26 protein-coding genes and 1 other annotated feature are annotated in these 25,851 nt (G+C 48.0%); of the genes, 10 read left to right on the plus strand and 16 right to left on the minus strand.

What is annotated here, in order from left to right:
- Window positions 1-107: 107 nt before the first annotated feature.
- The 9 genes from hisL (at window position 108) to hisIE (ending at window position 7,324) form a co-directional block, all read left to right on the plus strand.
- Complete coding sequence (gene hisL / locus HB664_RS17470) at window positions 108-158, plus strand: his operon leader peptide (protein WP_001364200.1); 51 nt, start codon at window positions 108-110, stop codon at window positions 156-158.
- Window positions 134-257, plus strand: a sequence feature (His leader region). Its footprint overlaps the gene before it by 25 nt.
- Window positions 258-302: 45 nt before the next feature.
- A complete protein-coding gene (gene hisG, locus HB664_RS17475) occupies window positions 303-1,202 on the plus strand; it encodes an ATP phosphoribosyltransferase (protein ID WP_028018500.1) in 900 nt (299 codons plus the stop codon).
- Window positions 1,203-1,207: 5 nt separating this feature from the next.
- Window positions 1,208-2,512, plus strand: coding sequence for a histidinol dehydrogenase (gene hisD, locus HB664_RS17480; protein WP_033146555.1), 1,305 nt, complete (start codon window positions 1,208-1,210; stop codon window positions 2,510-2,512).
- Window positions 2,509-3,570, plus strand: a complete 1,062-nt coding sequence (gene hisC / locus HB664_RS17485; protein WP_032658765.1) for a histidinol-phosphate transaminase — start codon at window positions 2,509-2,511, stop codon at window positions 3,568-3,570. Before hisD ends, hisC begins: the two co-directional genes overlap by 4 nt.
- Entirely contained in the window at window positions 3,567-4,634 is a 1,068-nt protein-coding gene (gene hisB, locus HB664_RS17490; RefSeq protein ID WP_219939894.1) for a bifunctional histidinol-phosphatase/imidazoleglycerol-phosphate dehydratase HisB, read from the plus strand. Before hisC ends, hisB begins: the two co-directional genes overlap by 4 nt.
- Window positions 4,634-5,224, plus strand: a complete 591-nt coding sequence (gene hisH / locus HB664_RS17495) for an imidazole glycerol phosphate synthase subunit HisH (RefSeq protein ID WP_032636077.1) — start codon at window positions 4,634-4,636, stop codon at window positions 5,222-5,224. The genes hisB and hisH overlap by 1 nt, the downstream gene beginning before the upstream one ends.
- Window positions 5,224-5,961, plus strand: a complete 738-nt coding sequence (gene hisA, locus HB664_RS17500; RefSeq protein WP_219939895.1) for a 1-(5-phosphoribosyl)-5-[(5-phosphoribosylamino)methylideneamino]imidazole-4-carboxamide isomerase — start codon at window positions 5,224-5,226, stop codon at window positions 5,959-5,961. Before hisH ends, hisA begins: the two co-directional genes overlap by 1 nt.
- The gene (gene hisF / locus HB664_RS17505) at window positions 5,943-6,719 is read left to right on the plus strand and encodes an imidazole glycerol phosphate synthase subunit HisF (RefSeq protein ID WP_111966136.1); all 777 of its coding nucleotides are present in this window, start codon (window positions 5,943-5,945) and stop codon (window positions 6,717-6,719) included. The genes hisA and hisF overlap by 19 nt, the downstream gene beginning before the upstream one ends.
- The gene (gene hisIE / locus HB664_RS17510; RefSeq protein ID WP_219939896.1) at window positions 6,713-7,324 is read left to right on the plus strand and encodes a bifunctional phosphoribosyl-AMP cyclohydrolase/phosphoribosyl-ATP diphosphatase HisIE; all 612 of its coding nucleotides are present in this window, start codon (window positions 6,713-6,715) and stop codon (window positions 7,322-7,324) included. Before hisF ends, hisIE begins: the two co-directional genes overlap by 7 nt.
- Window positions 7,325-7,365: 41 nt before the next feature.
- Here the strand turns inward: hisIE and wzzB are convergent, their stop codons facing one another.
- Window positions 7,366-8,346 (minus strand): LPS O-antigen chain length determinant protein WzzB, encoded by a 981-nt coding sequence (wzzB, locus tag HB664_RS17515; RefSeq protein ID WP_219939897.1) that lies wholly within the window; start codon window positions 8,344-8,346, stop codon window positions 7,366-7,368.
- Between the two features lie 192 nt (window positions 8,347-8,538).
- Between wzzB and HB664_RS17520 the strand changes: the two genes are divergently transcribed.
- Window positions 8,539-9,543, plus strand: coding sequence for an NAD-dependent epimerase (locus HB664_RS17520; protein WP_219939898.1), 1,005 nt, complete (start codon window positions 8,539-8,541; stop codon window positions 9,541-9,543).
- A 52-nt stretch (window positions 9,544-9,595) separates the two neighbouring features.
- Here HB664_RS17520 and ugd read toward each other — a convergent pair whose 3' ends face one another.
- From ugd to HB664_RS17595, 15 genes are all read right to left on the minus strand, one after another.
- On the minus strand, window positions 9,596-10,762 hold the full coding sequence (gene ugd, locus HB664_RS17525; protein ID WP_039263831.1) for a UDP-glucose 6-dehydrogenase: 1,167 nt from the start codon (window positions 10,760-10,762) through the stop codon (window positions 9,596-9,598).
- Window positions 10,763-10,988: 226 nt separating this feature from the next.
- Window positions 10,989-12,395, minus strand: a complete 1,407-nt coding sequence (gndA, locus tag HB664_RS17530; RefSeq protein WP_028013772.1) for an NADP-dependent phosphogluconate dehydrogenase — start codon at window positions 12,393-12,395, stop codon at window positions 10,989-10,991.
- A gap of 167 nt (window positions 12,396-12,562) precedes the next feature.
- Window positions 12,563-13,933, minus strand: coding sequence for a colanic acid biosynthesis phosphomannomutase CpsG (gene cpsG, locus HB664_RS17535; protein ID WP_055703382.1), 1,371 nt, complete (start codon window positions 13,931-13,933; stop codon window positions 12,563-12,565).
- Window positions 13,934-13,951: 18 nt separating this feature from the next.
- On the minus strand, window positions 13,952-15,379 hold the full coding sequence (gene cpsB / locus HB664_RS17540; protein ID WP_039262644.1) for a mannose-1-phosphate guanyltransferase: 1,428 nt from the start codon (window positions 15,377-15,379) through the stop codon (window positions 13,952-13,954).
- Between the two features lie 8 nt (window positions 15,380-15,387).
- Entirely contained in the window at window positions 15,388-16,497 is a 1,110-nt protein-coding gene (locus HB664_RS17545; RefSeq protein WP_143346777.1) for a glycosyltransferase, read from the minus strand.
- The gene (locus HB664_RS17550) at window positions 16,498-17,553 is read right to left on the minus strand and encodes a glycosyltransferase family 1 protein (protein ID WP_039262632.1); all 1,056 of its coding nucleotides are present in this window, start codon (window positions 17,551-17,553) and stop codon (window positions 16,498-16,500) included.
- A complete protein-coding gene (locus HB664_RS17555) occupies window positions 17,550-18,824 on the minus strand; it encodes an oligosaccharide repeat unit polymerase (protein WP_143346776.1) in 1,275 nt (424 codons plus the stop codon). The genes HB664_RS17550 and HB664_RS17555 overlap by 4 nt, the downstream gene beginning before the upstream one ends.
- 17 nt (window positions 18,825-18,841) lie before the next feature.
- Window positions 18,842-19,735 (minus strand): glycosyltransferase family 2 protein, encoded by an 894-nt coding sequence (locus HB664_RS17560; RefSeq protein WP_039262635.1) that lies wholly within the window; start codon window positions 19,733-19,735, stop codon window positions 18,842-18,844.
- 18 nt (window positions 19,736-19,753) lie between these two features.
- Complete coding sequence (locus tag HB664_RS17565) at window positions 19,754-21,211, minus strand: flippase (RefSeq protein WP_219939899.1); 1,458 nt, start codon at window positions 21,209-21,211, stop codon at window positions 19,754-19,756.
- A 2-nt stretch (window positions 21,212-21,213) separates the two neighbouring features.
- Window positions 21,214-22,038 carry an NAD(P)-dependent oxidoreductase gene (locus HB664_RS17570; RefSeq protein WP_039262637.1) on the minus strand — a complete coding sequence of 275 codons (825 nt, stop codon included), beginning with the start codon at window positions 22,036-22,038 and terminating at the stop codon, window positions 21,214-21,216.
- On the minus strand, window positions 22,031-22,591 hold the full coding sequence (rfbC, locus tag HB664_RS17575) for a dTDP-4-dehydrorhamnose 3,5-epimerase (RefSeq protein ID WP_039262638.1): 561 nt from the start codon (window positions 22,589-22,591) through the stop codon (window positions 22,031-22,033). The genes HB664_RS17570 and rfbC overlap by 8 nt, the downstream gene beginning before the upstream one ends.
- Before the next feature lie 26 nt (window positions 22,592-22,617).
- Window positions 22,618-23,493, minus strand: coding sequence for a glucose-1-phosphate thymidylyltransferase RfbA (rfbA, locus tag HB664_RS17580; RefSeq protein ID WP_039262639.1), 876 nt, complete (start codon window positions 23,491-23,493; stop codon window positions 22,618-22,620).
- A 32-nt stretch (window positions 23,494-23,525) separates the two neighbouring features.
- Window positions 23,526-24,608 carry a dTDP-glucose 4,6-dehydratase gene (gene rfbB, locus HB664_RS17585; RefSeq protein WP_219939900.1) on the minus strand — a complete coding sequence of 361 codons (1,083 nt, stop codon included), beginning with the start codon at window positions 24,606-24,608 and terminating at the stop codon, window positions 23,526-23,528.
- A 48-nt stretch (window positions 24,609-24,656) separates the two neighbouring features.
- A complete protein-coding gene (locus HB664_RS22965) occupies window positions 24,657-25,244 on the minus strand; it encodes an acyltransferase (RefSeq protein WP_219939901.1) in 588 nt (195 codons plus the stop codon).
- On the minus strand, window positions 25,231-25,752 hold the full coding sequence (locus HB664_RS17595) for a DapH/DapD/GlmU-related protein (RefSeq protein WP_219939902.1): 522 nt from the start codon (window positions 25,750-25,752) through the stop codon (window positions 25,231-25,233). Before HB664_RS17595 ends, HB664_RS22965 begins: the two co-directional genes overlap by 14 nt.
- Window positions 25,753-25,851 lie beyond the last annotated feature (99 nt).

Consider the following 25,851-nt stretch of genomic DNA (forward strand, 5'->3'; position numbering starts at 1 on the left):
GCATCAATATGAAATGAATTAATGATCAAAAAAAGCCCTTGCAATATGTCGTACAACTGGTTTAGGTTAAAAGACATCAAATGAATAAGCATTCATCGAGAATTTATATGACACGCGTTCAATTTAAACACCACCATCATCACCATCATCCTGACTAGTCTTTCAGGCGATGTGTGCTGGAAGACGTTTGGATCTTCCAGTGGTGCATGAACGCATGAAAAAGCCCCCGGAAGATCTTCTTCCGGGGGGTTTTTTTTGGACCAAATTCAGGCAGGTTAAAACAGGTTAACGAGGAATAAAGAATGTTAGATAACTCACGCTTACGCATAGCTATTCAAAAATCAGGCCGTTTGAGCGATGACTCACGCGAACTGCTGGCCCGCTGCGGGATTAAAATTAACCTGCACACCCAGCGCCTGATTGCTCTGGCTGAAAACATGCCCATCGACATTCTGCGCGTGCGTGATGACGATATTCCCGGCCTGGTCATGGATGGCGTCGTTGACCTCGGCATTATCGGGGAAAACGTGCTGGAAGAAGAGCTGCTGACCCGCCGCGCGCAGGGTGAAGATCCGCGTTACTTCACCCTCCGTCGTCTGGACTTCGGCGGCTGCCGCCTGTCGCTGGCTACGCCGGTTGACGAAGCGTGGGACGGCCCGGCCGCGCTGAACGGCAAACGTATCGCCACCTCTTACCCTCACCTGTTAAAGCGTTATCTCGACCAGAAAGGCGTGCAGTTTAAATCCTGCCTGCTGAACGGCTCCGTTGAAGTGGCGCCGCGTGCGGGTCTGGCGGACGCCATCTGTGACCTCGTCTCTACCGGCGCGACGCTGGAAGCCAACGGTCTGCGCGAAGTGGAAGTGATCTACCGCTCTAAAGCGTGCCTGATTCAGCGCGACGGCGACATGGCCGACGCCAAACAGCAGCTGATCGACAAGCTGCTGACCCGCATTCAGGGCGTGATTCAGGCGCGTGAGTCCAAATACATCATGATGCACGCCCCAACCGAGCGTCTGGATGAAGTAATTGCCCTGCTGCCGGGCGCTGAGCGTCCAACCATCCTGCCGCTGGCGGGCGATCAGCAGCGCGTGGCGATGCACATGGTGAGCAGCGAAACCCTGTTCTGGGAAACCATGGAAAAACTGAAGGCGCTGGGCGCAAGCTCCATCCTGGTGCTGCCTATTGAGAAGATGATGGAGTAATGGCCATGAGCTTTAACACAATCATCGACTGGAACACCTGTAGCGACGCACAGCAGCGCGAGCTGCTGATGCGCCCGGCGATTTCCGCCTCTGAGAGCATCTCACGTACCGTGGCGGAGATCCTGGATAACGTCAAAGCCCGTGGCGATGACGCGCTGCGTGAATACAGCGCGAAGTTTGACAAGACGGAAGTCGGTGCATTACAGGTTACCGAGCAGGAAATCATTGATGCCAGCAATCGTCTGGGTGACGACATCAAGCAGGCGATGGCCGTCGCGGTGAAAAACATTGATACCTTTCACACCGCGCAAAAGCTGCAGACCGTGGATGTCGAAACCCTGCCCGGCGTGCGTTGTCAGCAGGTCACGCGCCCGGTTGCATCCGTTGGCCTCTATATCCCTGGCGGCTCTGCCCCGCTTTTCTCCACCGTACTGATGCTGGCGACACCCGCGCGAATTGCCGGGTGTCAGAAAGTGGTGCTGTGCTCACCGCCACCGATTGCCGACGAGATCCTCTATGCGGCGAAGCTCTGCGGCGTGCAGGCGGTCTATAAAGTGGGCGGCGCGCAGGCGATTTCGGCCCTGGCGTTCGGCACGGAATCCATTCCTAAGGTCGACAAAATTTTTGGCCCGGGCAATGCATACGTGACCGAAGCCAAGCGCCAGGTCAGCCAGCGTCTGGACGGCGCGGCCATCGATATGCCTGCCGGCCCGTCTGAGGTGCTGGTGATTGCCGACAGCGGCGCAACGCCGGACTTTGTGGCCTCCGACCTGCTTTCTCAGGCGGAACACGGCCCGGACTCGCAGGTCATCCTGCTGACGCCGGATGCCGATATGGCGAAACGCGTGGGCGAAGCCGTTGAGCGCCAGCTTGCCGACCTGCCCCGCGCCGACACGGCACGTCAGGCGCTAGCGGCCAGCCGCCTGATTGTGGCGCGCGACCTGGACCAGTGTATTACCATCTCCAACCAGTACGGCCCGGAGCACCTGATCATTCAGACCCGCAACGCGCGCGATCTGGTTGACAGCATTACCAGCGCGGGCTCGGTGTTCCTCGGCGACTGGTCACCGGAGTCCGCGGGCGATTACGCCTCCGGCACCAACCACGTGCTGCCCACGTATGGCTACACCTCGACCTGTTCGAGCCTGGGCCTGGCGGATTTCCAGAAACGCATGACCGTGCAGGAGCTCTCCCGCGAAGGGTTTGCGTCACTGGCGTCTACTATTGAAACCCTGGCTGCCGCCGAGCGGCTGACCGCCCACAAAAATGCCGTTACGCTGCGCGTTGCAGCCCTGAAGGAGCAAGCATGAACATTGAAGAGTTAGCCCGCGAAAATGTCCGTCGCCTGACGCCTTACCAGTCGGCGCGTCGTCTGGGCGGCAAAGGGGATGTCTGGCTGAACGCCAACGAATTCCCGACGGCGGTGCAGTTTGAACTGTCGCAGCAAACGCTGAACCGCTATCCGGAGTGTCAGCCAAAGGCCGTTATTGAAAACTACGCGCAGTACGCGGGCGTGAAGCCAGAGCAGGTGCTGGTCAGCCGCGGCGCGGATGAGGGCATTGAACTGCTGATCCGCGCCTTCTGCGAGCCGGGCAAAGACGCGGTGATGTACTGCCAGCCTACCTACGGCATGTACAGCGTCAGCGCGGAAACCTTCGGCGTAGCGTGTCGCAACGTGCAGGCGCTAGAGAACTGGCAGCTGGATCTTCAGGGGATCGCCGACAATCTCGATGGGGTAAAAGTGGTATTTGTCTGTAGCCCGAACAACCCGACCGGACAGATTATCAACCCGCAGGATATCCGCACTTTGCTGGAAATGACGCGCGGTAAAGCGCTGGTGGTTGCCGACGAAGCCTACATCGAGTTCTGCCCACAGGCGACGCTGGCAGGCTGGCTGGAAGAGTATCCGCACCTGGTGGTGCTGCGTACGCTGTCGAAAGCCTTTGCCCTTGCGGGTCTGCGCTGCGGATTCACCCTGGCAAATAAAGAGGTCATCGACCTGCTGCTGAAAGTGATCGCCCCGTACCCGCTCTCAACGCCGGTTGCCGATATTGCGGCACAGGCGCTAACGCCTCAGGGGATCAACGCGATGCGCGAGCGCGTGGCGCAAATTCTGGAGGAACGTCAGTATCTGGTGACCGCCCTGAAGGATATCCCTTGCGTGGAGCAGGTATTCGACTCGGAAACTAACTACATCCTGGTGCGCTTCACCGCCTCCAGTGCCGTATTTAAATCTTTATGGGATCAGGGCATTATCTTACGAGACCAGAATAAACAACCTTCTCTGAGCGGGTGCCTGCGCATTACCGTAGGCACCCGTGCAGAGAGCCAGCGCGTGATTGACGCCCTGAAAGCGGAGAAAGTATGACCCAGAAGATCCTTTTCATCGATCGTGACGGCACCCTTATTTCGGAACCACCAGCCGATTTTCAGGTCGACCGATTCGACAAGCTGGCTTTTGAACCGGACGTGATCCCGGTGCTGCTTAAGCTGCAAAAAGCAGGCTTTAAGCTGGTGATGATCACCAACCAGGATGGTCTGGGTACCGACCGCTTCCCGCAGGCGGACTTTGACGGCCCGCATAATCTGATGATGCAGGTGCTGACCTCTCAGGGCGTGGTATTTGATGACGTGCTGATTTGCCCGCACATGCCGGCCGACGAGTGCGACTGCCGTAAGCCAAAGGTGAAGCTGGTAGAGCGCTACCTGGCTGAAGATGCGCTGGATAAAACCAACAGCTATGTCATCGGCGATCGCATCACCGATATCACGCTGGCGGAAAACATGGGCATCGCGGGGCTGCGCTACGACCGCAACAACCTGAACTGGGCGAAGATTGGCGAGCAGCTGACAAAGCGCGACCGCTATTCCCACGTAGAGCGCAACACCAAAGAGACGCAGATTGACGTGAAGGTCTGGCTGGACCGTGAAGGCGGCAGCAAGATCCACACCGGCGTCGGTTTCTTCGATCACATGCTGGACCAGATTGCCACCCACGGCGGTTTCCGCATGGAAATTACGGTAAAAGGCGATCTCTACATTGACGATCACCACACCGTGGAAGATACCGGCCTGGCGCTGGGTGAAGCCCTGAAGCTGGCGCTCGGCGACAAGCGCGGCATTAACCGTTTCGGCTTTGTCCTGCCGATGGACGAGTGTCTGGCGCGCTGCGCGATGGACATCTCCGGCCGTCCGCACCTGGAATACAAAGCTGATTTCACCTACCAGCGCGTGGGCGATCTGAGCACCGAAATGGTGGAGCACTTCTTCCGCTCCTTGTCCTACACCATGGGCCTGACGCTGCACCTGAAGACCAAGGGCAAGAACGACCACCACCGCGTGGAGAGTCTCTTTAAAGCCTTTGGCCGTACCCTGCGCCAGGCAATTCGCGTGGAAGGTGACGCCCTACCTTCATCGAAAGGAGTGCTGTAATGAACGTGGTCATTCTGGATACCGGATGCGCCAACCTGAACTCCGTGAAATCGGCCATTGCGCGCCACGGCTATGAGCCGGTGGTAAGCCGTGACCCGGACGTGGTGCTGCGCGCCGACAAACTCTTTTTACCGGGCGTGGGCACCGCGCAGGCGGCGATGGATCAGATTCGCGAACGCGAGCTGGTCGACCTGATCAAAGCCTGTACCCAACCGGTACTGGGTATTTGTCTGGGCATGCAGATCCTGGGCCGCCGCAGCGAAGAGAGCAACGGCGTTGACCTGCTGGGCATTATTGATGAAGACGTGCCGAAAATGACCGATCGCGGCCTGCCTCTGCCGCATATGGGCTGGAACCGCGTTTACGCCAAAGCGGGCGACCGGCTGTTTCGCGGCATCGAAGACGGCGCGTATTTTTACTTCGTCCACAGCTACGCCATGCCGGTGAACGTGAATACGATCGCCCAGTGCACCTACGGCGAGGCGTTTACGGCGGCCGTACAGAAAGACAACTTCTTCGGCGTACAGTTTCACCCGGAGCGCTCTGGCGCCGCGGGCGCGCAGCTGCTGAAAAACTTCCTGGAGATGTGATGATTATTCCCGCGTTAGATTTAATTGACGGTACGGTTGTCCGTCTGCATCAGGGCGATTACGGCCAGCAGCGCGACTACGGAAACGACCCGCTGCCGCGTCTGCAGGATTATGCCGCCCAGGGTGCGCAGGTACTGCACCTGGTGGATTTGACGGGCGCGAAAGATCCGGCGAAACGCCAGATCCCGCTGCTAAAACAACTTGTTGCGGGCGTTGATGTGCCCGTCCAGGTCGGCGGCGGCGTGCGTACGGAAGATGACGTCGCGGCGCTGCTGGACGCTGGCGTGGCCCGCGTGGTGGTAGGTTCAACCGCCGTGAAAGATCCTGAGACGGTGAAGGGCTGGTTCCGCCGCTTTGGCGCCGATGCTCTGGTGCTGGCGCTGGACGTGCGTATTGACGAACAGGGCAACAAGCAGGTGGCCGTCAGCGGCTGGCAGGAAAACTCCGGCGTGACGCTGGAAGAGCTGGTTGATATCTATCTGCCCGTTGGCCTGAAGCACGTGTTATGCACTGACATCTCCCGCGACGGCACGCTGGCTGGCTCCAACGTCTCGCTTTATGAAGAGGTTTGTGCGCGTTATCCGCACATAGCGTTCCAGTCTTCCGGCGGTATCGGTGATATAGGCGACGTAGCCGCGCTGCGCGGTACCGGTGTGCAGGGTGTGATTGTGGGCCGGGCTCTGCTGGAAGGTAAATTTACTGTGACGGAGGCTATTCAATGCTGGCAAAACGGATAATCCCCTGCCTGGACGTACGCGATGGTCAGGTCGTGAAAGGCGTGCAGTTCCGCAACCACGAGATCATTGGAGACATCGTCCCGCTGGCAAAACGCTATGCCGATGAAGGCGCCGACGAGCTGGTCTTTTACGACATCACCGCCTCCAGCGATGGCCGCGTGGTCGACAAAAGCTGGGTGGAACGCGTGGCGGAAGTGATCGACATTCCGTTCTGCGTGGCGGGCGGAATTAAGTCCGCTGACGACGCCGCCAAAATTCTCTCGTTTGGCGCCGACAAGATTTCGATTAACTCCCCTGCCCTGGCCGACCCGGAGCTCATTACCCGCCTCGCCGATCGTTTTGGCGTGCAGTGTATTGTGGTCGGGATCGACACCTGGTATGACGCCGCAACGGGCAAGTATCACGTCAATCAGTACACGGGGGATGAAAGCCGCACGCGCGTGACGCAGTGGGAAACGCTCGACTGGGTGCAGGAAGTGCAAAAGCGTGGCGCTGGCGAGATTGTCCTCAACATGATGAATCAGGACGGCGTGCGTAACGGGTATGACCTCGAACAGCTGAAAAAAGTTCGTGAGGTCTGCCACGTTCCGCTGATTGCCTCCGGCGGCGCGGGCACCATGGAACACTTTCTCGAAGCCTTCCGCGATGCGAACGTGGACGGCGCGCTGGCCGCTTCCGTGTTCCACAAGCAGATTATTAATATTGGTGAGTTAAAAACGTACCTGGCCGACCAGGGCGTGGAGATCAGGGTATGTTAACAGAGCAACAACAGGCGCAGCTGGACTGGGAAAAAACGGACGGATTACTGCCGGTGGTTGTCCAGCATGCCGTCTCAGGCGAAGTGCTGATGCTGGGGTATATGAATCAGGACGCGCTGGCGAAAACGCTCGCCAGCGGCAAAGTGACCTTCTACTCGCGCACGAAACAGCGCCTGTGGACCAAAGGCGAGACCTCGGGTCATTTCCTGAATGCAGTGAGCATAACGCCTGACTGCGATAACGACACCCTGCTGGTGCTGGTAAACCCAATCGGCCCAACCTGCCATAAGGGCACCAGCAGCTGCTTCGGCGAGGCGAGCCACCAGTGGTTGTTCCTGTATCAACTGGAACAGCTGCTGGCAGAGCGTAAAACGGCGGATCCTGAAAGTTCTTACACCGCGAAGCTGTACGCCAGCGGAACCAAGCGTATCGCACAGAAGGTAGGTGAAGAAGGCGTTGAGACGGCACTGGCCGCGACCGTGCATGACCGCGAGGAGCTGACGAATGAAGCGTCTGATTTGATGTATCACCTGCTGGTGCTGCTGCAGGATCAGGAGCTGGATTTGACGGCGGTGATTGAAAATCTTCGCAAACGTCACAAATAAAAAAAACCGGGGAATATCCCCGGTTTTTTTTAATCTGCAAATCAGACTTTGGGTTTGTAGTTGCGCAATGCGTTGCGGCCAAGCACAAAACCGGAACCAAGCAACCCGCCCAGCAGTACAGCAAGAATAAGAGTAATTGCTTTTTTCGGGCTGTCACGACGCACAGGGAGTTCCGGCTTCATGACATAACGGTAAACGTGGATCGTGTCCGGGTTAACGCTCAGATTCTGGATGTCCAGCAGATTTCGCCTGGTCTGGTAATAAGCTCTGGGAAAGACCAACGGGAGAGAAGCTTCGTTGTCAATCATGGATTTCAGCCCCTCACTTCCCAGCAAGAACATCGTTTCCTGAGTCACCTCCTGGGTTTGCTGGAGGCGCGGCGAGGTAATTTTCGCTGCTTCAGCGTTCTTGAGTGCCTCAGCAATCTGTTTGATACGCAGATCTTTCTGTTCCTGAGCGACCTTCTCCTGGTTTTGCAGGGAATCATTCAGGGTCTTTATCTGCGCTTTGATGTTGTCATTAAGGTCAGCGGCCAGTTCTTTAGCCGTTTGCTCATCTACCTGCTGGATGAACTGTGCCAATTGCTTTTGCGCAGCTTCTGCAGATGTACTGGTATACGATACTATTAATGGGAGCGGCTGCTCTTTAACCGTGGGCTCGATCGTCAGTTTTTCAGGCACTGCCTGGTTATCAAGCGCCTGCGACAACGCCGAGAATGAGGAGCTAAAACGACCGATAGCGCGCGTTTGGTTGTCAAGCATTGTAGGTGCTGCGGTACCATAAAGGATGTTCAATGCATTAGAATAACTGGCAATCTGGGCCGCATCTGGTTGCGTAATAATCGCACTTGAGGTCCATTTTTCCTTTGCGACAGAGAGATATCCAATTGCCAGGGCGATACAAACAACAACAAAGGTGGCTATCACCCACTTCCCACGCCACAGCTGCAGCATTAAATCAAGTAAATCAATTTGCTCCGGGTCATTGCCTCGGCTGACCTGGCTATTGTTATTTTGCGTCATACAATCCCTAACTGATAAAAAAAGGGCAAACATAATTTTGTTTGTATAGTTTATCCATTACTGGCGATTTTTCTATAAGAATCCGATGAGTAATATCGGAAAGATGGGTTATGTAACTTACACCCTTCGCGCTATCATAGACGCCATGTGATGCGTTACGGCATCTATAGAATAGGGTTTATGAGGGAAGCTATGAAATTTTTAGTCACGGGCGCTGCAGGTTTTATCGGTGCGAATGTCAGTAAACGCCTCCTTGAGGCGGGTCATCAGGTTGTTGGTATCGATAACCTCAATGAATACTACGATGTCAACCTGAAGCTGGCGCGCCTGGAACTGTTAATATCTGAGCGTTTCACCTTCCACAAGCTGGAATTAGCTGACCGGGAAGGTATGGCCACGCTTTTCGCCAGTGAGAAGTTTGATCGTGTGATTCATCTGGCCGCGCAGGCGGGTGTACGTTACTCTCTTGAAAACCCTCACGCGTATGCAGATGCCAACCTTATCGGCCATCTCAACGTGCTGGAAGGCTGCCGCCATAATAACGTGCAGCACCTGCTTTATGCCTCGTCCAGCTCAGTATACGGCCTCAACCGCAAGATGCCCTTCTCCACTGACGATTCCGTGGATCACCCGGTCTCACTCTATGCCGCGACCAAAAAAGCCAATGAGCTGATGTCGCACACCTATTCGCATCTGTACAACTTGCCGACCACCGGCCTGCGCTTCTTCACCGTGTACGGTCCGTGGGGACGTCCGGACATGGCGCTATTTAAGTTTACTAAGGCGATCATTGAAGGCAAAAGCATCGATGTCTATAACTACGGTAAGATGAAGCGCGACTTCACGTACATTGATGACATCGCTGAAGCAATTATTCGTCTGCAGGATGTTATTCCTCAGTCAGACACAAACTGGACCGTTGAGACCGGCTCCCCGGCGACCAGCTCAGCGCCTTACCGGGTCTACAACATCGGTAACAGCTCGCCAGTCGAACTGATGGATTACATTACCGCCCTGGAAGACGCGCTGGGTAAAAAAGCAGAGAAAAACATGCTACCTCTTCAGCCAGGCGATGTTCTGGAAACCAGTGCCGATACCCAGGCGCTTTATGAGGTGATCGGATTTAAACCGCAAACCTCGGTTAAAGATGGGGTGAAGAACTTCGTCGGCTGGTACCGCGATTTCTACAAGGTTTGAAAATAAAAAACCCGGCAATTCAGCCGGGTTTTTTACAAAATAACGCAGAGAATCAGTCGCTACCAAACAGATCGCGGGTATAAACCTTATCCGCCACGTCAGCCAGCTCTTCCGCCATGCGGTTTGAAATGATGACATCGGCTTCTTTCTTAAAGGCATCCAGATCGCGGATCACCCGGGAATTGAAGAACTGATCGTCCGGCATGGCAGGCTCATAGATTACAACCTCAACCCCTTTCGCCTTAATGCGCTTCATGATCCCCTGAATGGAAGAGGCGCGGAAATTATCGGAGCCACTCTTCATGATCAGACGGTATACGCCGACCACTTTCGGTTGACGCGCAAGGATGGAATCGGAGATGAAATCTTTACGTGTACGGTTAGCGTCAACAATCGCCGAAATGAGGTTGTTCGGCACAGCCTGATAATTTGCCAGCAATTGTTTAGTATCTTTTGGCAGGCAATAGCCGCCGTAGCCAAATGACGGGTTGTTGTAGTGGTTGCCAATACGCGGGTCGAGACACACACCTTCAATAATCTGGCGGGTATTCAGGCCAAGACTCTCTGCATAGCTGTCCAGCTCATTGAAATAAGCTACCCGCATTGCCAGGTAGGTATTCGCGAAGAGCTTAATCGCCTCAGCTTCGGTGGAGTCGGTGAACAGCACCTGAATATCTTTCTTCACTGCGCCTTCCTGAAGCAGCGCAGCAAAGCGTTCAGCGCGCTCTGAACGTTCGCCAATGACGATACGCGAAGGATGCAGGTTATCGTAAAGCGCTCTCCCCTCACGCAGGAATTCAGGCGAGAAGAAGATATTATCAATACCGAACTTTTCTTTAATAGATTTGGTAAACCCAACAGGAATGGTCGATTTAATAACCATCACCGCGTCAGGGTTAATCGCGATAACGTCTTTGATAACCGCTTCTACAGTTGAGGTGTTGAAGTAGTTGGTTTTAGGATCGTAGTCAGTAGGCGTCGCAATGATGACGTAATCCGCATTGCGGTATGCATCTTCTTTATCTGTTGTGGCGCGGAAATTCAGCGATTTATTGCTGAGATAGTCCTGGATTTCTTTATCCACAATCGGCGATTTTTTCTGATTGAGCATATCCACTTTGGCCTGCACGATATCCAGCGCAACCACTTCATGATTCTGGGCAATCAGAATGCCGTTAGAAAGACCGACATACCCTGTTCCGGAGATTGTTATTTTCATTCGCTAATGACTTCTGTGAGTTAACTGTACTGATGGCCGCCAGACCATCGCGATAAACATAACTGTTGGGCTTTGTACCTCCTGGCAAACTGAACTGTCAAGGCAAACCAGGAGTAATCACTACGAGCTGGGCGAGATTCAGACTACTTCGAATAACAGGCGACACTTTTTGCATAAAAAAACCCGGAGGCAAGCTCCGGGTTTTGATTACAGCGAGTAAGTTAACTTATTCCATCCATTCGGTATGGAACACGCCTTCTTTATCGGTACGTTTGTAAGTATGCGCACCGAAGTAGTCACGCTGTGCCTGAATCAGGTTAGCTGGCAGCACAGCAGCACGGTAGCTGTCATAGTAGGCTACTGCAGCAGAGAAGGTCGGAACCGGGATACCGTTCTGGACAGCGTAGGCAACCACGTCACGCAGCGCCTGCTGATATTCATCCGCAATTTTCTTGAAGTACGGTGCCAGCAGCAGGTTGGCGATACCGGCGTTTTCAGCATAGGCATCGGTGATTTTCTGCAGGAACTGCGCACGAATGATGCAACCCGCGCGGAAGATCTTCGCGATCTCACCGTAGTTCAGATCCCAGTTGTTCTCGTCTGACGCTGCACGCAGCTGAGAGAAGCCCTGCGCGTAAGAAACGATTTTACCCAGGTACAGTGCACGGCGCACTTTTTCAACGAATTCGGCTTTATCACCCGCTGGTTTAGCCTGCGGACCAGACAGCACTTTAGATGCCGCGACGCGCTGCTCTTTCAGGGAAGAGATGTAACGCGCGAAGACGGATTCGGTGATCAGAGACAGCGGTTCGCCCAAATCCAGAGAGCTCTGGCTGGTCCATTTACCGGTACCTTTGTTCGCAGCTTCATCCAGAATCACATCAACCAGGTATTTACCCTCTTCATCTTTCTTCGTGAAGATATCTTTGGTGATGTCGATCAGATAGCTGTTCAGCTCGCCTTTGTTCCACTCGGTGAAAGTTTCCGCGAGTTCTTCATTGGAAAGGTTCAGACCGCCTTTCAGCAGGGAATAAGCCTCAGCAATCAGCTGCATGTCGCCGTATTCGATGCCGTTGTGCACCATTTTGACATAGTGACCAGCACCGTCCGGACCGATGTAGGTCACACACGGCTCGCCATCTTCGGCAACGGCAGCGATTTTAGTCAGAATAGGCGCAACCAGTTCGTATGCTTCTTTCTGTCCACCAGGCATGATGGATGGGCCCTTCAGTGCGCCCTCTTCACCACCAGATACACCGGTGCCAATGAAGTTAAATCCTTCAGCAGACAGCTCACGGTTACGACGAATGGTGTCCTGGAAGAAGGTGTTACCGCCATCAATGATGATGTCACCTTTTTCAAGGTAAGGCTTCAGGGAATCGATAGCTGCATCGGTACCTGCGCCTGCTTTCACCATTAACAGGATACGACGAGGCGTTTCCAGAGATTCAACGAACTCTTTCACCGTATAGAAAGGAACCAGTTTCTTGCCTGGGTTCTCGGCAATCACTTCTTCGGTCTTATCACGGGAGCGGTTGAAAACGGAGACGGTATAACCACGGCTTTCGATGTTGAGCGCCAGGTTGCGCCCCATCACTGCCATACCGACAACGCCGATCTGTTGCTTGGACATTACATACTCCTGTCAGGTGTGGTCACCACGGCTTATGCGCGGCTTGAAATGTGGTTGAGATGTTAACTCAGTATTAGGTGACATGAATAGCTTTTGCTGATCTATGTCACACTGATTGCACAATCCAGGTACAGTCAAGCCGCCAGAAATACGCCGGCGGCAGACCCTCACTTCCTGAGCAAAGCCAGAATTTCTTGCGTTTTCTCTTCCATCAGCGCCGTGTCAGCACGGGACTCCACGTTCAGGCGCACCACCGGCTCGGTGTTGGACGAGCGCAGGTTAAAGCGCCACTGCGGGAACGCCATGCTGATGCCGTCCGTACGGTCAATTTCCAGCGCGTGGATCGCAAAGTGCTGCTCCACGCGGGCAATGGCCTCGGCCGGCTGCGCCAGCTTGCTGTTGATCTCCCCGCTCGCCGGGAACGCCGCCATGCGGTCGCGCACCAGCTCGCCCAGCGTCTGCCCCTTCAGGCACAGCAGCTCGGTCACCAGCAGCCACGGGATCATCCCGCTGTCGCAGTAGGCAAAATCACGGAAGTAGTGGTGGGCGCTCATCTCGCCGCCGTAAATGGCGTCTTCTTCGCGCATACGCTCTTTGATGAAGGCGTGGCCGGTTTTGGACATCACCGGCGTGCCGCCCGCCGCGGAGACCACGTCGACGGTGTTCCAGGAAAGGCGCGGGTCATGAATGATTTTCGCGCCCGGGTTTTTCTCAAGGAACGCTTCCGCCAGCAGGCCGACAATGTAGTAGCCCTCGATGAACTGCCCTTTCTCGTCGAACAGGAAGCAGCGGTCGAAGTCGCCGTCAAAGGCGATGCCCATGTCCGCACCGTGCTCAATCACCGCGTTGCGGGTGTCGTCGCGGCACTCCGGCAGCAGCGGGTTAGGAATACCGTTCGGGAAGTTGCCGTCCGGGGTGTTGTGCACCTTGACGAAGGTCACCGGCACGTTCAGCGCCTTAAAGCGGGCTTCCAGCGCGTCCACCACCGGGCCGGCCGCGCCGTTACCGGAGTTGATGACCAGCTTCAGCGGCTTGAGGTTCGCCACGTTGATGTAGCCCAGCAGGTGGTCGATGTACTCTTTCTGCAGGTTGATTTTTTTGTAGCTGCCGCGCTTCGCGTCGTTCACCGGCGGGAAGTCGTTGGCTTCCGCCAGGCGCTGCACGTCGCGCAGGCCGGTGTCGCCGCTGATAGGACGGGCGCCCTTGCGCACCAGCTTCATCCCGTTGTAGTCCATCGGGTTGTGGCTGGCCGTCACTTCGATACCGCCGTCCACGCCCAGGTGGAAGGTGGCAAAGTAAATCTCCTCGGTCCCGGAAAGGCCGATATCCAGCACGTCCACGCCCGCGTCCTGCAGCCCTTTCGCCAGGGCCAGCTTGAGGGATTCACTGGTCAGACGCACGTCGCCGCCCAGCACAATGGTCTGCGGTTTTAAATATTCGCCGTACGCGCGGCCAATGCGCCACGCGATGTCTTCATTCAGCTCTTCGCCCAGCTTGCCGCGAATATCGTAGGCTTTAAAACAGGTTAATTTTTCCATGATAATTTTACCGTAATCTCAAACACGACCATACCTGTCAGCAAAACGTACAATATCATCCTCTCCAAGATAAGAGCCTGAGCGAACCTCAATCAATTCCAAAGGGATCTTTCCAGGGTTCTCCAGACAGTGCGTTGCTCCAACAGGAATATAAATAGACTCATTTTCACCGAGGAGTTTGGTTTGCTCGTTAATTGTAACTTGTGCAGTTCCTGCGACGACAATCCAATGCTCAGCACGATGGTGATGCATCTGAAGAGAGATACCTTCGCCCGGCTTTACGGTCAATCGCTTAACTTGATAGCGGCTTCCCGTATCAATCGAGTCATATTTACCCCAGGGACGATAAACTTCGCGGTGAGTATGATGTTCATGACGGCCGTCTGCTTTGATCGATTCGACAATTTTCTTCACATCCTGAACGGCGTTACGATCGGCAATCAATACAGCATCCTTGGTCTGCACAACGACCAAATCTTTCACCCCAACAGTAGTCAATAGCCCGGATTCAGAATACAGGAAACTATTTTCGGTATTATAGGACAAGACGTCACCTGTAACGACGTTACCCTCTGGAGTCTTATGGCTAATATCCCAAAGCGAAGACCATGAGCCGACATCACTCCAGCCAGCATCCATTGGCACAACAACAGCATCTGAAGTCTGTTCCATCACAGCATAATCAATCGACTCATCAGGACAAGCTCTGAAAGCTTCCTCGTCAACGCGAATAAAGTTAAGGTCAGGATCAATAGAGCTCATGGCCTTTTCGCACGCCTTAAGAATATCCGGACGATATTTTTTCAGTTCCTCAAGATAGCGATCGGCGCGGAAGAGAAACATCCCGCTATTCCAGTAGTATTCACCGCAGGCAACATAGGCTTCCGCCGTTTCAAGATTAGGTTTCTCAACAAATTGCGCGACCTCAAATGCATCTGCATGCTCAACATCAACGCATGGCACACCTCGACAAATGTAACCATAGCCAGTCTCTGGTTTATGCGGGACGATGCCAAAGGTCACAAGCTTTCCATTTTCAGCATAAGGTAGTGCCTTACGAACTGAATTACGGAAAGCTTCTTCATCCTGTATGACGTGATCGGCGGCCAGAACCAGCATGAGCGCATTACCCTCGTGCTGGGTACGAACTGCAGCAAGTGCAGCCAACGCTATCGCCGGAGCTGTATTACGACCAACCGGTTCGAGGATGATATTCTCAGTGAGTTTATTCATCTGGCGCAATTGCTCGGCAACGATAAAGCGGTGCTGTTCGTTACAAATGACGACGGGACTTTCGCATTCAATGCCCTGTAATCGGTTAATTGTCGCTTGTAACATTGTCAGTTCACCTTCCAGACAGAGAAATTGTTTTGGATAGAGAACACGAGAAAGCGGCCATAAACGACTACCGGAGCCCCCGGCCATAACAACAGGAAATAATGACATGATTGAACTCACTTTAATGATGAATATAAATTAATTATATTCTTAACCATCAACTCTTTAGTAAACATAGTATCAAATCTGGCTTTCGCGCCTTTACTATATGTCTCACTGCTTTGAATAACAGAAACAATTCCTTTAGCAAGTGCTTTAGCATCATTCGGCTCAACAACAATGCCAGTCTCGTTATGCTGATTAACCCAGGCCACACCACTTCGTGGAATATTTGTCGACACAAGCGGTCTGGAGAAACTCATAGCTTCTAACTGAACCACACCAAAAGCTTCAGATTCATGAATAGATGGCAGACAAAAAACGTCACATGCTTTATAATAAGAAGCCAAATCCGAATAATTGATACTACCAAGAAGAATTACTTTATCTGACAATCCATCATTAGCAATTTTTTGCATTAATGAATCAATCAATGGGCCAGTACCGCCAATAAGAACAATGTAATCTTCAGGAAGTTCTTTCGCAGCATCAATCAGGTATTCCATACCCTTATAATAAACAAGACGCCCCAAAGAAAAAATTATCTTTTTATTTTGATAACGTTGCTTGATACTTTTTTCAAGCTCCTCATTCAATGGCATAACACGGGTATCAACCCCAATTGGGATACAAACAATTTTATCCTGATAAGGCTGTAAAGTTGGAGAAGACTGCCCATACACAGGGCTAGTAACGATAATGCTGGTACACTTATCTAAAATCCATTTTTGTAGCGGAGCAAAAAGCATCAATAATTTTTTTTGCTTAACAATATCGCTGTGCCAATGGAGAACTATCTTACCTTTGGGCGGGAATAAAAAGAGTGCCAAAACAGCCAGTGGATTTGGAAGATGGACATGGATAACATCATAATTATTTCTTATTGCTCTCCATCGGGATATTAAGGAAAATGATAGCGGTGTCGAAAAAAGCTGTGCAAACAATTTCTGACGGTAAACTTTATAACGGAGTTTGTCGTCATTTTTTCTTTCTCCAATTGGATCAACACAGAGTACATCAACAGGTTGGTCATTACTTTTTGCGATACCTTCACTTATATCGAATGCTACCTGTTCGATTCCACCATGTACTGGAGGGTAAAATTTGCTAAACTGTAAAACCTTCATTCAAATATTCCTTTGAGAGATCACATCCATAAGTTTCGATGCAACATCACGTACGTCAAATTTTTCTAACCTATGATATCCATTGCGAATCAATACAGGACTGAGCTCATCATAATTTTCAATCAATTCACGTAACTTAGAACTAAAATCTAATGAGTCCTCTGGATTAAAATAATATGCCGCATCGCCACAAACTTCAGGGATACTTGCGCGGTCAGAAGCCATTACAGGACAACCGCGTTGCATTGCTTCCAGAGGAGGAAGTCCGAAACCTTCATATAATGACGGATAGACAAAAATAGAAGCATCTCTGTATTTTAACTCTAAATCGTCATCTGATAGATATCCACAGAATACAATGTTCTCATGCTGTGAAAACGTCACTTTTGAGAAAGCTGTCCCTAACCCTCCCACCACGATGAGTTTATAATCTTCGATTTTTGAATTCAAAAAAGCATTAATAACAAACTCGATATTTTTTCTCGGCTCTAAGGTACCAACCAATAAAATCTCTTTATGCTTAACCGCTTCGCTTGCAATATGATTCTTGAGGTTAATAGATGTATCTACGGAGTTTGGCAATACAGTGATCTTATCTGGATCAACCGCCAGATATTTCTCTATCTCTGATTTTGAAAAGTCACTAACCGTAAAGATACCTCTCGCAATTTTCGACTGAATGGCATAGTTAACCTTGTATACAGCACGGTATAAGAAACGAAACCACTTTGGATATGCGTACAATGACATATCATGGATAGTAAAGTAACAGTTCTTGTAAAACGCAGGTGATAACCCAGTGAAGCAGAGCAGTAACGGGCTACCGACGCTTCTTAGATAACGAGGTAATTCGATTTGTTCCCAGAAGTGACCGTTACGATTTCCTATTTGAAGGATATTAAATTCCTTCCTCCATTTCTCATCAATGAGGTCCGTTTTCGGTGTCAAAAAACAGATATCAGGAACGTGTTTAACGAGTTCCCGACATAGTACCAATGCATATTGCTGTACACCAGTTTTACGTTGAGTCAAAAATCTCGCATTAATATAGATCATTTATTACTCGGCATTCTATAGATGTAACACTGAAACATAAAGAAGGAATAAAATAGAATAAATCTAAAAGGTAATGTAAAGAGCATCGAAGCAACAATATACATTAGAATGATAAAGTGATTCTTATTTGCTTTAAGTCTGGCTGACAACAAACATATACCCAGGACAAATATGAGCAAGCCCGGCAGGCCGAAACTTAAAATAATAAAACTTAAGACATCTTTTGGTGCAAAACTTTCATAGGCACTGGGATCCGACGAAGATAAATAAGATCTCATCTCATTACAGTTTACGTCCAAACCAGAAAGAGCCTGACAATAGTCATGTATAAAAGGTGATAGCGTGCTCTTGAAACCATATACGCCACTGCCAAGTGGATAATCACTAAGATGCCATATGCTGACAATAGGGAAACCTAGACGAGTTACATACGTCATCGTTGCAGAATTTGACAAATTCGCTGCAATGAGTGCAAAAAGGTCATAATATATGAATGCAAGACTGACAAAAAGAACAATAAAAGATAACGGAATGAGTTGGTATGTATAATTATAAAATCCCTTCACCTTGAAAAAATAGACTAGCCCAAGGAGTACTGGAATTATCAGGAATGAAAATTTAGCACCTGAAATATAGGTGGTAATGGCAAACATACACGCAAGGATTAGTCTGTACTTTTGATTAGACAACATCACCATCAAGAACATTAGGCCATAAAAATAGCCATTTAAACTTGGCTCTGCAAAAGTGCCTGCAAATCGAAAGTTTTCATCATATAACCAAGCTCCACCTAATACTTTAACATGAAAACCAAACTTCGCCATGATGTAAAGTATCAGCGCCACGCCAAGAAATAAACTTGATATCTTGACACTAAAACGATATATATTAAAGTTACTTTCAAGTTCTTTAGCATAACTAAATATAACAAACCATAAGAGCATATTTAGTAAAAGTGCGAAGATTTTATCATATTCAGCACCATGATAGAATGCACCAAGCGCAGCACCTAAGAGAAGGATAAAGGCAGAAAAGAGTATCTTTGCAAGGTTAAGACTGCGAATCCTGAAAAGTAGGAGCAATACGATTACAAGGATGATCTTCAGGCCAAAATCAGCAATACTTGAAAGGCCTTTCATCAACCCAATCTGAGAAAAGTCAACACCACTAAAAAGCGAATTAATTAATAACAGTCCAACAAGTGATTTGACAATAAAAGTTGTAGATAAATTATAGTTATTGACAAGTGTGCTACTGGAAATTTCGCTCACCTTAACCTCTTAGTCATTTATTTTTTTAACATTAGTCCGTCGATAATCCCCCTGACAAAAGCCTTATAAACTTTATATGGCGTTTTGCGACAAAGTGGATAGACCAACCGGGTAACAATGGTAAAGAAAACGCTAACAATATAATAAGGAGCTTCAATATTTTTTCTGGCGAAAAATATACGGTTCCTTGTCAAATAATATGCACCAAATAGACTTAACCCCCCCCCAGTAGAAGTACTAACCTTATGAAACACTAGAGGTTCATTAATAATTCTAACTCGGCTGCCAGCTATGTTTGCACGATAGAGAAAATCAGTATCATCGTAATAAGCAAAGTAACGAGCATCCATCATACCTATAGTGGCAAACATCGAAGCATGTACAAGTAAAAAACATGTTGGTGCATAATCGCACTCTTCTGGAATATTAGCGTAAATTTCATCGTAGTCGGCTCCCTCAAAAAGATGAGGGGCAATAGCTTTTTTCTTATTAAAAAAAGCGCCTGCGTACCAGACTTTTTTTTCTGGATAACTGAATATTACAGGTGAAACAAGTTTGTATTGTCCCTCCTCAGCAACACTCATCATTTTGCTGAGGGTATCTTCCTGTTCAAAAAGTAGGTCGTTATTAGTGAGTAATATATACTCACACCCATCCTTTAAAGCTTCTTCAATGCCTTGGTTGTTGGCCTGCGCAACCCCAACATTGTTTCCGTCATTATTAATATAGGTATACTCTATGTCTTTCCTCAAGAGAATTTCTTGCGTTAAGTTAAAAGAATCCTGATTTGTACTGTTATCCACAATATAAAGATGCTTGTTCTGATATTTTTGTTTTTCAACACTCGAATAAAAGTCAGGCAGCACACCTGGAGAATTGAACAAAACAGTAACGAGCCCAACTTTTTTCACACTTTCACCTAAGCAATATTAGTATTGATTTAACAGATTCTTGATGCTTTTTACTTGTTTTATTATGAAGACAGTAAATACAACTATAAAAGCTACCTGGATGCCATAAATAACACAATGGATAGTTACCGACTGAGTCATCACCAGACTGACCAGGCAGATGGCTATCATCACAGGTATTACCAGAAACGAGACAAATATCAGCTTTGACTTATACTCAGCTTCAGCCCGATACTTGCATGCGTAAACCGCCATGATTAATACGCCTGAAATAAACGTCGAATAGGCAATTCCAATCGCGCCATAGATACGAACAAAGAAAATCGACAACGCAAAGTTCAATAGTCCTTCGAGCACCGGCAGCCAGGCGATTGATAATTGTTTGCCGTAGGCGACTAACATAAGCCCGTAGGGCGCTGCAATCATTCGGATAAGATAAGCCGCAAGCAGCAAAGAAAACATTACGTGCAGGTTCGTCGCTTGCTGATAGCCCAACCAGACGCCAAGGATATGCACAGAAGCAAACCAGGCAATAAAGACACCGATAAAGACAATCATCGAGAAAATGAAGATAAGTTTGTTAACCAAAAGTTCAACATGCTGGTTATTCCCGTGATTGTGCATCCTTATCATAGGTTGAATTATAGGATTAATCATGGCTCCCAAAATTCCCACCCCAGCATTAACAAGCGTCATTAATACGGCAAAACCAGCTAGTTCCTGAAATGAGTATTTACCGACGGTAAAGGTGCCTATACCGGAAATTAAGAACTGGGCTATATTCCATACTAAGAGCCCACTGAAAAAGACAACTATTGTTTGAAATAAATTCTTATCCAACGATAACTTTGTTCTTTGCGATGTATTTTTTAATTTATATAAAATATAAAATGCAATTTGATTAAAACTGTTTATTGCAAAATAAACCCATGAAATAACATCGAGACCATGGTGAACAAGCAACAGAATCGACGTACCCAGAATCACTTTAAAAAATATATTTATGCCAGCGGTAATATCATTGCGCTCTATACCAGTAAAATAACCAACAAAGGGTGAGAATACGTTATTAATGACAAATGAACTGCCAATTAATATAAGAATTAGTTTAGCATTAGCGTTGGTTTCTGAAACTTCAGGGAAAAATGAGAAAAAGAATTTTGCTAAAATAAATATTCCAACCAAACATACCATGTTGAGCAGTAACGCAAAAAGCAATGACTGATGCATTGCCTTTTGAAGTTTCTGTGGGTTATTTAAATGAAGGGCGACAAAACGCCCTACCGTCACCTGAAGACCAATTCCAAAAATTCCGATCAAAACCCCGACCTGAAGAGTAAGGGACCAAATCGAAAAATCTACCTTTGAAAGATTGTGTAGTAAAACTGGAGAGATAACTATTCCAAGTATTACATTTGAGAAGCCATTTATTATGTTAGATAAAGAGTTTTTAAGTAACCGCTTAAAGCCACTCATATTTATCTCGCCAGTTCTTCTTTATAACTAGCTATCATAATTTTCAAATCATCAAGCACATGTTGTGGTTTATAATCCGGAATTTCAGTAGATAACTTATTTATGCTGGTTACGGGGAACTCTTCACGAGGAAAATTACCGTCATGCCAGTTAACTTTACAAGCCGTCTCTTTTTCAATGACATCAGCGATTTGCTTAGCTGTTACGTTAAATCCAGATGCGACATTGTATATTTCTTTATTAGTGTTTTGGTTTTCAGCCAACCACACACATGCTTTAGCGACATCATTGACCGAAACATAGTCCTTAGCATATTCAGGCGCAACAAACATGTTGATTTCACCATTATTAATGGCATGACGAATAATGGACGGCAGGAATAATGTACTATTGAGCGCTAAACCATAGACATTGCTAGGTCGAACTACAGTAACATCACGTTCGCTCTTAAGGCACAATTCTTCTGCTACCAGTTTGGTCAGATTAAACAGCTTCCTGTTATCATCCGCAGTTACTACCAGATCGTCAGTTTCATTCGCGCTATGATGGTTCATATAAACTCGAGTTGAGGATATATATACCAGCTTTTCAAACTGTGCATCCTGCAGTAACTTTGCCAACAAAACTGTATTTGCTTCCAGCACAGAAAAATAGCTTTTGGCACAATCACCATTACCAGCACAATAAATGACTTTGCCCAACTCACCATTGAGAGAATTGCAGCTGTTGCGATCAGGAACAACGACATCATGCCCTTGCTCTTTAAGCAATGTAACGATATGTGAACCAATAAAACCGTTACCCCCAATAACTGTATACTTAGCCATTTGTCCAGCCTTTAAGAATCTGTTCTTTGATACTTGCAAGTGAAGGTAAAATACAATCTTTAGCAGAAACTACAGGATTAGAAACTGGCCATTCTATACCCAGATCTGGATCGTTCCAGATAAGACCACCTTCATCGGTTGGATCATAATAATCTGTGCATTTGTACTGGAAACTAGCAGTATCACTTAATACGCAGAAACCATGAGCGAAACCAGGAGGAATATAAAACTGAAGAAAATTATCTTCGGATAGAATGACTGAATGATGCTGACCAAATGTTGGTGATTCTGGGCGGAGATCAACGGCCACATCAAAAACAGAACCCTGGGTTACTGAGACTAACTTACCCTGAGGCTTTGTTTTCTGAAAATGAAGCCCGCGCAGAACATTTTTCGTCGATTTAGAACGATTATCCTGAACAAAGTCCAGACCAAATCCTAATTCCTGGTAACGTTTTTTCTGATATACTTCGAAGAAATAGCCACGTTCGTCACCAAAAACTTTAGGTTCAATAATTACAGCATCTTTTAAAGGCGTTTCAATAATTTTCATACTTTTTAGTACTTTATGTTGGATTTTCAGTCTTTAGCTAAATGCTGCAAATATTTGCCATAGTCATTTTTATTGAGTTCTTTGGCTAATTTTGCTAACTGTTTCTTATCAATGAAACCTTTGCGATAAGCAATCTCTTCCGGGCAAGAAACTTTGAGACCTTGACGTGATTCGATCGTCTGAATAAAGTTACCTGCCTCAATTAGACTCTCATGCGTTCCTGTATCAAGCCAGGCATATCCACGCCCCATAATAGCAACTGAGAGCGAATTTTTTTCCAGGTAGAGTCGGTTAATATCAGTGATCTCTAATTCACCACGCGCTGACGGTTTCAGCTGTTTAGCCATCTCAATGACGTCATTATCATAAAAATAGAGACCAGTCACAGCGTAATTACTTTTTGGCTTCAGTGGTTTCTCTTCTAAAGAAAGCGCTTTGCCATTCTCATCGAAATCTACCACGCCATAACGTTCAGGGTCTTTCACATGATAGGCAAAGACTGTAGCTCCTTTTTCCTGATTCATTGCCATTTCAAGTTCTTTTGGCAAATCGTGACCATAGAAAACATTGTCTCCAAGGACTAAAGCACAAGAATCGTTACCGATAAACTCTTCACCAATGATAAATGCCTGAGCAAGACCATCAGGACTTTCCTGGACTTTATATTCAATGTTCAGTCCCCATTTTTTACCGTTACCCAGTAATTGCTCAAAGCGCGGGGTATCCTGAGGTGTGCTGATGATGAGAATATCCCGAATACCCGCAAGCATCAGCGTGCTTAACGGATAATAAATCATCGGCTTATCATAGATTGGCAGCAGCTGTTTACTAACCGCCATCGTCACAGGGTAAAGGCGAGTACCTGAACCACCGGCTAAAATAATTCCTTTTCTTTTTGACATGTTCAATGCTTCTTATGACGGGGTTGAAAAGATTAGCGTTGCTCGTAATTTTTATTGATCCAGTCCTGATAGGCACCACTCATAATATTTTGGACCCAATCCTGGTTATCAAGATACCAATGAATCGTTTTCTTAATACCAGATTCAAAGGTCTCTTGAGGTTTCCAGCCGAGTTCCAGAGTGATTTTACTGGCATCGATTGCATAGCGTCGATCGTGGCCTGGACGATCGGCAACATAAGTGATTTGTTGACTATACGAGGTATTCTTCGGTTTTATTTCGTCAAGAATATTGCAGATAGTTTGTACTACTTCAATATTCTTTTTCTCATTATAACCGCCGATATTGTAGGTTTCACCTACGATACCTTCCGTAATAACGGTATAGAGTGCACGGGCATGATCCTCAACGTACAACCAGTCACGGATCTGATCACCTTTGCCATAAATAGGCAACGGTTTACCTTGTAATGCATTGAGAATTACCAACGGGATTAACTTTTCTGGGAAATGGTAAGGTCCATAATTGTTTGAACAGTTAGTCACAATAGTTGGGAAATTATAAGTCCGATGCCACGCGCGTACTAAATGATCGCTTGATGCTTTAGAGGCAGAGTACGGGCTGCTTGGAGCATAGGCGGTATGCTCAGTAAACAATGGAAGACTTTTGTTATTATCCCATTCATCAGGATGAGGTAGGTCCCCATACACTTCATCGGTTGAAATATGATGGAAACGAAATCCCTGTTTCTTTTCACCTTCCAGGTTTTGCCAGTATTTTCTGGCTGCTTCAAGCAAGACGTAGGTTCCAACAATATTCGTTTCAATAAACGCAGCCGGACCGGTGATTGAACGGTCAACGTGACTTTCTGCTGCCAGATGCATTACTGCATCAGGTTTATGAGTTGAAAAAATTGCGTCTAATACCTGTGCATCGCAAATATCAGCATGAACGAAAGCATAACGATCGCTGTTTTCAATATCTTTTAAAGATTGAAGGTTACCTGCATAGGTTAACTTATCAACATTTACCACAGAATCAGTTGTTGAATTAATAATATAACGCGCTAATGCCGAACCGATGAATCCGGCAGCCCCAGTAACTAATATTTTCATCACGATCTCTTTTATATAATTGAAGCCAAGGGTTTTAAAGTACTGATATCAACTTCGTACGCTGACCCATTTATTCTCTTCAAATGAATAATACTTTATAATCTTGGCTGGAACACCTGCGACAACCGAATAATCAGGTATTGATTTAGTCACTACTGAACCAGCACCAATGACGCAATTTTTTCCAATCGTAACACCGGGAGAAATATGCGATCCAAAACCAATAAAAGAACCATCACCTATGGTAACTGGCCGTTGAATATTTGAAATTCGGTCACCAATTTTTGTTGTATCATGAATATTTTCGAAGGGATGGCTCACATCAACAATGGAACAATTCCCGGTAATAGTTACATTGTTGCCAATAGCTACTTTTACACGACCAATAATATGACAATTCTGTTCAATATTTACATTATCACCAATACTGATGACAACCTCATTTTGAGGGTCAACAACTTCTAGCCTTAAACCGTTTCTTATTAAAACTCGCTGCCCAACCTCAATATATTTTGGATTTGCAATGAGTAAGGGCGAGATAATCCTACTACGATGCCCAAAAGATTTCATACAGGTTTTATACTTAACCTGTGAAACAAATAAATGGAAGGCATTCACTATTTTATTTAGCAACATTTACTGCTTCCCACTCATGTGAACTATGATTGTACATCTTGATAATGCGGGCTGGGTTACCTGCTACTACGCAAAAGCCTGGGAAGGATTTCGTGACAACAGCCCCCGCCCCTACGATGGTCCATTCTCCGAGTGTTACTCCTGGCAAGATTTTAGTATTGAAACCAAGAAAAACGTTCTCACCGAGAACTATCTGCCCTTTGTCAATATCCTTCTGGGTGAGGATAGGCCCCAGTTCAGGATCTATACCATGAGCTAGCGTGCTTATATAAACATAATCACTAATAACGCAATTTTTTGATATCACAATCTTAGAGGCTGTATGAATGTTTACATCTCTGCCGATATAAACCCCATCATGGATAAAGATACCGTTGCGATCTTCATTCGATCTCACAATGAAGGTGGGGTTCTTATGAATGAATACATTATCACCCACTTGAATTTTATTTCGGAATTTTGTTGCTAACTTCAACTTTAATAGCAAACGATTGAGTAAACCGATCATGCATACCTCTTCAAGTCGCATATATACATCTCAACGCTGGAGGTTCATGTTTGACCACGCTACCGCCCCTGGCTCAATAGCTACCAGTGCACTAAGTCT

This window comes from Enterobacter sp. DNB-S2 (assembly GCF_019443845.1).
Classification (GTDB): domain Bacteria; phylum Pseudomonadota; class Gammaproteobacteria; order Enterobacterales; family Enterobacteriaceae; genus Enterobacter; species Enterobacter asburiae_B.

Bases quoted from the DNA above. Each gene is read 5' to 3' on its own strand.
- hisG (WP_028018500.1), top strand. From the start codon at position 303: ATGTTAGATAACTCACGCTTACGCATAGCTATTCAAAAATCAGGCCGT.
- hisD (WP_033146555.1), top strand. From the start codon at position 1,208: ATGAGCTTTAACACAATCATCGACTGGAACACCTGTAGCGACGCACAG.
- hisC (WP_032658765.1), top strand. From the start codon at position 2,509: ATGAACATTGAAGAGTTAGCCCGCGAAAATGTCCGTCGCCTGACGCCT.
- hisB (WP_219939894.1), top strand. From the start codon at position 3,567: ATGACCCAGAAGATCCTTTTCATCGATCGTGACGGCACCCTTATTTCG.
- hisH (WP_032636077.1), top strand. From the start codon at position 4,634: ATGAACGTGGTCATTCTGGATACCGGATGCGCCAACCTGAACTCCGTG.
- hisA (WP_219939895.1), top strand. From the start codon at position 5,224: ATGATTATTCCCGCGTTAGATTTAATTGACGGTACGGTTGTCCGTCTG.
- hisF (WP_111966136.1), top strand. From the start codon at position 5,943: ATGCTGGCAAAACGGATAATCCCCTGCCTGGACGTACGCGATGGTCAG.
- hisIE (WP_219939896.1), top strand. From the start codon at position 6,713: ATGTTAACAGAGCAACAACAGGCGCAGCTGGACTGGGAAAAAACGGAC.
- wzzB (WP_219939897.1), bottom strand. From the start codon at position 8,346: ATGACGCAAAATAACAATAGCCAGGTCAGCCGAGGCAATGACCCGGAG.
- HB664_RS17520 (WP_219939898.1), top strand. From the start codon at position 8,539: ATGAAATTTTTAGTCACGGGCGCTGCAGGTTTTATCGGTGCGAATGTC.
- ugd (WP_039263831.1), bottom strand. From the start codon at position 10,762: ATGAAAATAACAATCTCCGGAACAGGGTATGTCGGTCTTTCTAACGGC.
- gndA (WP_028013772.1), bottom strand. From the start codon at position 12,395: ATGTCCAAGCAACAGATCGGCGTTGTCGGTATGGCAGTGATGGGGCGC.
- cpsG (WP_055703382.1), bottom strand. From the start codon at position 13,933: ATGGAAAAATTAACCTGTTTTAAAGCCTACGATATTCGCGGCAAGCTG.
- cpsB (WP_039262644.1), bottom strand. From the start codon at position 15,379: ATGTCATTATTTCCTGTTGTTATGGCCGGGGGCTCCGGTAGTCGTTTA.
- HB664_RS17545 (WP_143346777.1), bottom strand. From the start codon at position 16,497: ATGAAGGTTTTACAGTTTAGCAAATTTTACCCTCCAGTACATGGTGGA.
- HB664_RS17550 (WP_039262632.1), bottom strand. From the start codon at position 17,553: ATGATCTATATTAATGCGAGATTTTTGACTCAACGTAAAACTGGTGTA.
- HB664_RS17565 (WP_219939899.1), bottom strand. From the start codon at position 21,211: ATGAGTGGCTTTAAGCGGTTACTTAAAAACTCTTTATCTAACATAATA.
- HB664_RS17570 (WP_039262637.1), bottom strand. From the start codon at position 22,038: ATGGCTAAGTATACAGTTATTGGGGGTAACGGTTTTATTGGTTCACAT.
- rfbC (WP_039262638.1), bottom strand. From the start codon at position 22,591: ATGAAAATTATTGAAACGCCTTTAAAAGATGCTGTAATTATTGAACCT.
- rfbA (WP_039262639.1), bottom strand. From the start codon at position 23,493: ATGTCAAAAAGAAAAGGAATTATTTTAGCCGGTGGTTCAGGTACTCGC.
- rfbB (WP_219939900.1), bottom strand. From the start codon at position 24,608: ATGAAAATATTAGTTACTGGGGCTGCCGGATTCATCGGTTCGGCATTA.
- HB664_RS22965 (WP_219939901.1), bottom strand. From the start codon at position 25,244: ATGTTGCTAAATAAAATAGTGAATGCCTTCCATTTATTTGTTTCACAG.
- HB664_RS17595 (WP_219939902.1), bottom strand. From the start codon at position 25,752: ATGATCGGTTTACTCAATCGTTTGCTATTAAAGTTGAAGTTAGCAACA.